General features: G+C 51.5%; 5 protein-coding genes. 1 reads left to right on the top strand and 4 read right to left on the bottom strand.

Annotated elements, in window-relative coordinates:
* Positions 1–204: 204 nt before the first annotated feature.
* On the bottom strand, positions 205–1,470 hold the full coding sequence (locus OXG10_00380) for a porin (GenBank protein MCY3825830.1): 1,266 nt from the start codon (positions 1,468–1,470) through the stop codon (positions 205–207).
* 304 nt (positions 1,471–1,774) lie between these two features.
* Between OXG10_00380 and gatB the strand changes: the two genes are divergently transcribed.
* Entirely contained in the window at positions 1,775–3,199 is a 1,425-nt protein-coding gene (gene gatB, locus OXG10_00375; GenBank protein ID MCY3825829.1) for an Asp-tRNA(Asn)/Glu-tRNA(Gln) amidotransferase subunit GatB, read from the top strand.
* A gap of 62 nt (positions 3,200–3,261) precedes the next feature.
* Here gatB and OXG10_00370 read toward each other — a convergent pair whose 3' ends face one another.
* From OXG10_00370 to lhgO, 3 genes are all read right to left on the bottom strand, one after another.
* Entirely contained in the window at positions 3,262–4,920 is a 1,659-nt protein-coding gene (locus tag OXG10_00370) for a SulP family inorganic anion transporter (protein ID MCY3825828.1), read from the bottom strand.
* 193 nt (positions 4,921–5,113) lie between these two features.
* Positions 5,114–6,370 (bottom strand): NADH-quinone oxidoreductase subunit NuoF, encoded by a 1,257-nt coding sequence (nuoF, locus tag OXG10_00365; protein MCY3825827.1) that lies wholly within the window; start codon positions 6,368–6,370, stop codon positions 5,114–5,116.
* 138 nt (positions 6,371–6,508) lie between these two features.
* Positions 6,509–7,714, bottom strand: coding sequence for an L-2-hydroxyglutarate oxidase (lhgO, locus tag OXG10_00360; GenBank protein ID MCY3825826.1), 1,206 nt, complete (start codon positions 7,712–7,714; stop codon positions 6,509–6,511).
* Positions 7,715–7,786 lie beyond the last annotated feature (72 nt).

Genomic DNA, 7,786 nt, shown 5'->3' with positions numbered 1-7,786 from the left:
CACGCGTAGCTTGCCACTGAATCGAAGATATTTTCCTCTTCCTAAACCACACCAAGTTCAATATCGTCAAAATGTAAAAGAGGGAAATTCAGAAATGGAATCGAGCAGGCAATGGATAAAACGGCAGAGGTGAAAACAGACTATCAGATCGCCGCTTGATTATGCTCCTGTACACCAGATTTGACTATATCTCCAAACGCATCCCTAAAAGTAGGTCTGAACCTGCGCTCTTACAATCGACTCATCAGACTCTGCGCCAGCGAGATCCTCTTCCCTCTGGAACGTGTAGTCAAGCTGCACTTTCCACTTGTGATTGCCGCTCAGGTAGTAGCTAAGCCCCTGGGTGAACGTCCATACGTTGTCAAGGTCATTTCCTCCGAGAACGCTGGCACTATCGTCAAAGATGACCATCGCGTACCTCGATGCAAGCTCAATCCTTTTCGGAAGGAGGAAGAAACCGCCCTGAACCCTGAAACCCTGATCATAGGCAGTATCTACACCGCCCTCATCGGGATTGGCCCACCTTCCTACATACTCTCCGGTAAGGTTGAACCTTGGATCCCTGTAGTTTATATCCGCCGTAAAGGAGGTGACTGTTCCGCTCTCAAGCGCCCTCTCTCCGGATGGAATTCCTATATTGCCATCATTGCCGTCCTCAACATCTATACCCGCAACAGCGGCTGCAACCATGAGCGTTGGCCTCTTGGCAAAATTCTCTTTTACACTCCTGGCTTTTCCGCCGATAATGGCCGCCTGAACCCTTCCTGCCCAGAGCATACCGGTATCACCCTTGTCGTTTTTCTGGTTCGCACCTTCGCCTTGGAAAACACCCGCATCATAGCGAATCATACCGTCTCCGAGGAAACCGTAAACACCACCACCGATATCCCTGCCATACCGAAAGTAATCGTCTATGATCGAGGTTCCCACAAGCTGCAGGGCGGTAATTGAGGTAAGAAACTCTCTGCTAAACGGAACCTTGTACTGGCCTATCGTGGGAACAAAAGCCTTGTTCTTGGCAAACGAAAGCCTCATATCCTTTAGCCCGCCCCCTGCGAGATCATACTGAACCGTGTATTTCATCCAAGGAGCGAAAGCGTTACCGTCCCAGATCAACCAGAGGCTTCTTACACTGAAACCGAAACCCTCTTCGTCAGCGTCAGGATCTGTGTAGTTGGCCAGAAACTGTCCAAAAAAGCGCATCCTGAGCTTGTAGTTGCTGTCTGCGGTCTGGAAAGTAAGACCCGCGCCTTTTTTGGTCTTGACCTTTATCTTGTTGTACCAAGCCTTAGAATCTTTCACCGTGGCCTCGTACTCCTTCATGTTCATCTGCTGCTCAAGCCTTTCTATCTGCTTCTTAAGGTCCTCTATCTGCTCCTTTATGCTCTGGTCGCCGTCGGCTTGGGCGGGAAGTGGCATAAAGGTAAACAATGTCATTAAAGAAACAGCTAAAACTGCTAAAATCCTCATCTTACGTCCTCCTCTGAGTTATATTCAAATCTGGTGTACGGAGGGTTTGAAAAAAAAGCGGCATATCCGATTGATTTGAATTCACTCAAACTAATCAACAGGAGGATACACCTCCATGGGCAGAAAGAATAAAGTTTTTGGGGCGAAAGGTCAAAAAGAAACGATTGATCCGTTGAGGGGGCTTTCCGCTAGATCTATCCCCTGTTCCAGACAGAAATACGCGGACCAGAGGTTGCCTGCTGGCCAAGTACATATATAATTTTCGCTCGGCTGCTTTATCAAATTTTTCCCAAAGGAACGATCAATGGAGTACGAAGCGGTAATCGGTCTCGAAGTACACGCACAACTTGCCACTGAATCCAAGATATTTTCTTCTTCCTCGACGAAATTCGGAAGTCCCCCCAACTCCCAGGTGAATCCGGTCTGTCTGGGAATGCCGGGGGTGTTGCCGGTTTTTAACGAAAGGGTTCTTGAATACGCCATAAAGGCCGGTCTTGCGACCAACTGCGAAATCGTCCAGAAATCCAGATTCGCAAGGAAGAACTACTTCTACCCGGACCTTCCGAAGGGATACCAGATTTCGCAGTACGACGAACCGCTTTGCCTCAGAGGACATCTCGAGATAGATTCGGGGGACGGCAAAAAAAAGATCAGGATAACCCGAATACACCTGGAAGAAGACGCGGGGAAACTCGTGCACGAATACTCCGACTTTGAAAGCCACGTGGATCTCAACAGGGCGGGAGTGCCGCTTGTGGAGATAGTCAGCGAGCCCGACATCTCAACCGCTGAAGAAGCGGTTGAATACGTAAAGAAACTTAGGACAATCCTCAGATATATCGAGGTTTGCGACGGGAACATGGAGGAAGGAAGCCTGCGCTGCGACGCGAACGTCTCCGTGCGGCTGGCAGGGCAGAGCGAACTCGGAACTAAAACCGAGATCAAAAATCTTAATTCCTTCCGCTTCATACAAAGGGCCATAGAATACGAAATAAAGAGACAGGAGACGGTTCTGCGAAGTGGCGGAAAGGTGGTCCAGGAAACAAGGCTTTTCGACTCCCAAAAAGGGGTCACGTTCGCAATGAGATCAAAAGAGGAGGCTCACGACTACAGGTACTTCCCGGACCCGGACCTTCTGCCGGTTGTGGTGGTGGAGGATTATCTGGAGAAAATCCGCCTGTCCCTCCCGGAACTTCCCGAAGAAAAACTCAGCAGGTTCGTGGATGAATTCAATATACCGAGAAACGATGCCGAGACGCTTTCATCTTCAAGACCGCTTGCCGAATACTTTGAAGAGTGTGCAAAACACACGAAAGACAAGAAGGCGGCGAGTAACTGGATATTAAACGAGATGCTTAGAGAAGTGGAGAACGAAGACAGCATAGCAGAATTTCCGGTCAAGCCCGAGAACCTCGCCGAACTGCTTAACCTTATCGGGGAAGGAAAAATAAACCGCAAGACCGCCAAGGAAATATTCTCCGAGATGATAAGCGGGGGAAAACGCGCAGAAGAAATAGTAACCGAAAAGGGGCTTGCCCAGATTACCGATGAAGACGAGATTTCCTCTATTATAAGCAAAATAATCGAAGAAAATCCGAAGGAAGTCGAGAGATATAGGAACGGGGACACAAAGCTTCTCAGTTTTTTCGTCGGTCAGGTGATGAAGGCAACAAGAGGAAAAGCCGATCCCGCAGTAGTAAATCAAACGCTCAGAAATTCTCTCGGATAATCTATGGGTGCGCGTGAACATATGCGCCAGCGCGTCTGCACGGCACCGTTCATCCTCCCTCGCTAGGCTTCGTCATCGGCACCGCGCTCGTGAAGGAGGCTCTTGGACAACTGCTTCGCCTCGTCAAGGGTGTCCACGAAATTCCCGGCGGGGACACGGTGGAAGACCTTGAGAGATTGCAGGACTTTACCCACGTCACCAGACAGGCCCAACACGATACAGGCGGTGTCATCATCAATGGCAGACTGGACGAGTTCCTCGATCGCAAGCGCAGCGCTATCGTCCACGCTGGTGGTCTCGGAGAAGTCGAGGATGATGACGTCGTGATCCTCGATGTCTGCAGCAATAACTCGGGTCAGTTCGTTTGCGGAAGCAATCGAGAAACTTCCTCTTAACTTGATGAATCCGACCGGCAGGTTATGGGGATTGATGTCCGCTAAAGACGGTAAAGAATCAAAATCCAGAACTGGCAGGGAAAACACGCCTTCCAGTTCGTTCTGAGTCAAGTCTCTCGAGCGCACCACGCCCGCAGTGATCAACCCGAGCGCGACAGCGGTGACTAAATCAACAAACACGGTCACAAGGAAGGTGAGGAGCATTATAAAGACATACTCAAGGCGAATCACCCGCAGATGGACAACAAAGCGCCAGTCAATAATATCCCAGCCGACTTTAATCAGAATGCCGGCCAGAACAGCCAGCGGAATCGGTTCGGCAATCCAGCCGAAGCCGAGCAGCAGGCCGAGCAGCAAGATCGCGGTCAGGATGCCCGCAAGCGGAGTGCGCCCGCCGGCCCGGATGTTGGTGACGGTGACCAGCGGAGCTCCCGAGCCCGGCAACGCGCCCAGAATACCGGCCGCCAGATTACCGAGGCCCTGCCCCACGAGTTCCCGATCGGGGTTGTGGCGTGTGCGGGTTTGAGAATCTGCTATCAACGAGGTCAGCAGGCTGTCAATGGAACCGAGAAGCGCAAGAATCAGTGCCGGCTCCAAAAAGTGCCCGATTGATTCCAGCCCTATCTGCGGAACCTGAAACGCGGGAAGGCCCGCAGGGATCGCGCCCATGGTTCGTGCCTCGTTGAGTCCGAACAACGCAATGCAGGTGCCGATCGTCAAGGCGGCCAGCGCAGGGGGCAGGAAGCGTCGTATCCGGCGGGGCCAGAAAATACAAATAGCCAAGGCGATTAAACCAACAGCAAGGTCGTGCGGATTGGGGTTGGCAATGGCTTCCGGCCAAGCAGCAATCTGGACAAGCGGCCCTCCCGGAATCGGCTCAGCACCGAGGATAGTCACGACCTGGAGGATTATGATGATCGCGCCGATCCCGGTCATGAAACCGGAAATCACGGAGTATGGAGTGTACCCCACAAAGCGTCCGACCCGGAGAAACCCCAAAGATATCTGTATCAGGCCGGCCAGCATGACGATGGTGAATGCGGTCGCCAGGTCGTGGGCATACAGGGTGACAATCGCAGCCATGGCGATAGTCATCGGACCGGTGGGACCGGAGATCTGCGCAGGCGTGCCGCCGAACGTGGCGGCAAAGAATCCCACTGCGACGGCACCGTAGATTCCGGCAACTGGCCCTAGCCCCGAGGCAACGCCAAAGGCTAACGCCATCGGCAGAATTACGATCGCGGAGACAACACCGCCGAATAGGTCATCTAGAAAAGTGGGCCCTATCGACCTGAAAGAAGAATTTCTCTTTTTTTTCCCGAACAATTTAAAGCTGCTTCCTTTCTCGGCAACTTTCCACCCAAATCTTAACAAACTTCGTCCGGAGTACGCCCCTCAATCCCCTGACGGCGCCAAAGCTTGTTGTAAAATCCTACCTCTCTCCCCTTAAAACTTCTTACTTCTTTAACCGAGCCATAAGCGGTTAGATATAACTAGTTCGTATTATAAACCACAAGCGCTAAGAATATCCTCTTTTTATATGCTCTTCGAACTCGTCTCTGAATTTTCTCACTATTGAGTCAACGGGCATGGCGCAGCCATCTGCAAGGGCACATATGGTCGTTCCCCTCATCTGCGAGCACGCATCAAGTATTATGTCGAGGTGCTCAATGGATCCCTTGCCTTCGTCAATCTCCCTCAGTATCTTCTCAAGCCACCACGTCCCTTCTCTGCACTGAACGCACTGGCCGCATGACTCATCTCTGTAGAAATGGGCAAGGTTCTGGGCTACCTTGATCATGCTCACCGTTTCATCCATCACAGTTACTCCCGCCGTCCCAAGCATGGAGCCCGCAGCCGCAACGGTATCGAAATCCATCGTAATGTCCAGTTCATCCGCGGAAAAAACCGCGGAAGAAGAACCACCGGGAGAAACCGCTTTTATTTTTCTTCCTCCAGGAACTCCTCCGCCGTACTCCTCAATCAGCTCAAGAAGATTTATTCCGAGGGGAAGTTCGTAAAGCCCGGGCTTGTTCACATGCCCGCTCAGCCCGAAAATCTTGGTTCCGGTGTTTCTGGGAGTCCCTATCGAAGCAAACCAGTCCGCCCCGTTGTTTATTATATGGGGAACGCATGCAAGCGTCTCCACGTTGTTGACTATGGTGGGGCAGCCGAAAAGGCCCACCTGAGCCGGAAAAGGAGGCTTGGGTCTCGGCTCTCCCTTTTTTCCTTCTATTGACTCAAGAAGACCGGTCTCCTCCCCGCATATATAGGCGCCGGCGCCTATATACAGCTTCATATCGAGATCAAAGCCGCTTAGGAGTATGTTCTTGCCGAGATAGCCGTGTTCGTAAGCTTCCTCTATTGCCTGCTGTATCCTTTTGGCACCGTACGGCATCTCCCCTCTTATATATATGTAGGCTTTGTGGGAGCGGATAGCGTAGCAGGCGATTATTATGCCCTCTATCATCTGATGGGGATCTTTCTCCAGAATCTCCCTGTCCTTGAAGCTTCCGGGTTCGCTCTCATCGGCGTTGCAGCAGAGATAAACCGGTTTCTTTGAGTCGGGCGGGATGAAGCTCCACTTTATCCCCGCCGGAAAGCCAGCCCCTCCCCTTCCCCGCAGACCCGATTTCTTGACCGCGTCGGTTACTTCTCCGGGGGCCATGCCAAGGGCTTTTCTCAGCGCCGAGTATCCCCCCGAGGACAGATATGATCCGATGGTGTAGGAGTTGGGCCTGTCGACGTAATTTCTTATGACTCTTTGCTCGGGCATTTTCGAGTCCGGTTAAAGCAATTTCTCAATGGAAAAAAGGATGAATATGGATAAATATTAAATGCGATTGCCGGGATTTTTTCAAGGAAAAATGGAAAAAATAAGGCCGGGCATAAAAAAGCCCCGTGTTCACTGCTTCTAGCGAGCTTCTTCCTCAAGCAGAATGTCCGCTACATGCTTGGCAAACGACATCGAGGATGTAAAAGCGGGCGATATGGCGTTTAGAACGTGAACAGTGTTCTCTTCCCTGCAGACGACGTAGTCCATAACAAGTTTTTTCTCCTTCCAGTCCACAAGCTGCGAACGGATACCGGTTTTCGCAGAAGAGACTAGATGACGGGGCAGGAGACCGGGAACCAGCTTTCTAGCTTCTGAGTAGAAATGGGACCCCAGATGTTTTTTCACCTCGGAGAGCGCATTTGCCCTGAATCCGCCGTCACTTACGAACATCGACGCATTTCTGTAAAGAAACCGGAACGACTCTAACCCCAGGTCCTCAAGAAATCCGTAGCTCTCCCTTCCCAGAACCGGCACGGCGGTGGGACCGATAAAGACCCGTCCCGAAGTGCTCCTCGTAAAGTGCACCCCCAGAAAAGGCATTCTCGGGTCGGGAACCGGATAGATATTTCCTTGGACAAGATAAGTACTTTTTTTCGTAAGTTCGCTGTAGGAACCCATAAAAGGGATGGCTCTGTACCTAAGACCCACTTCGAATTGGCACGCTATGACGTCCGCGTGGAGCCCGGCAGCGTTTATGAGTTTTCCATAAGCTATCTCTCCCGCGCTCGTAAGGGCAACCCGGTCCTTTTTTTGTCCAATAAAAACCGTGTCAAAAAGCACACGTGCTTTCCCGGTTTTTTTAATCTTCGAGCAAAGAGCCTCCAAAACGCCCATAGGGTCAAACACCGATGTCGCGGGAGAATATATGGCTTTCTCAAACGTAGCGGCATGCGGTTCTATCTCTGCAAGCTCTTTTTCATCGATAAGATACGACTCCACTCCGTTTCTCTGCGCCCTCTGCTGAAGTGCCTGGAGTCCTTCAAGCTTCTCCTCGGAGTCCGCCACGATAGCCTTGCCGCATTCGGATATAGCGACTCCGTTTTCGTGGCAGAAATCTCTCATCATCCGGTTCCCCTCAATGCAGTACCGCGCCTTCAGAGAATCGGGCGTGTAATAGATCCCGGCGTGGAGAACCCCGCTGTTTCGGCCGCTTGAATGCGCCCCCAAGCTCTCTTCCTTTTCCAAAACAATGATGTTACTGCAGCCGCGCAGAAGAAGTTCATTTGTGATTGCAAGACCCACAATTCCTCCGCCAACAACAAGAAAATCGCAATTTTTCTCCATTACTCCGCCCCTTCTCGCACGGTGATTCCGTTCTAGATACGGGGTGCAGTTTTATTAAAAAGTTACGGGCAG

This window comes from Candidatus Dadabacteria bacterium, assembly GCA_026706695.1.
Taxonomy (GTDB): Bacteria; Desulfobacterota_D; UBA1144; order Nemesobacterales; family Nemesobacteraceae; genus Nemesobacter.
The sequence above is the reverse complement of the archived record's forward strand: the minus strand, read 5'-3'. Positions and strand labels throughout refer to the sequence as shown.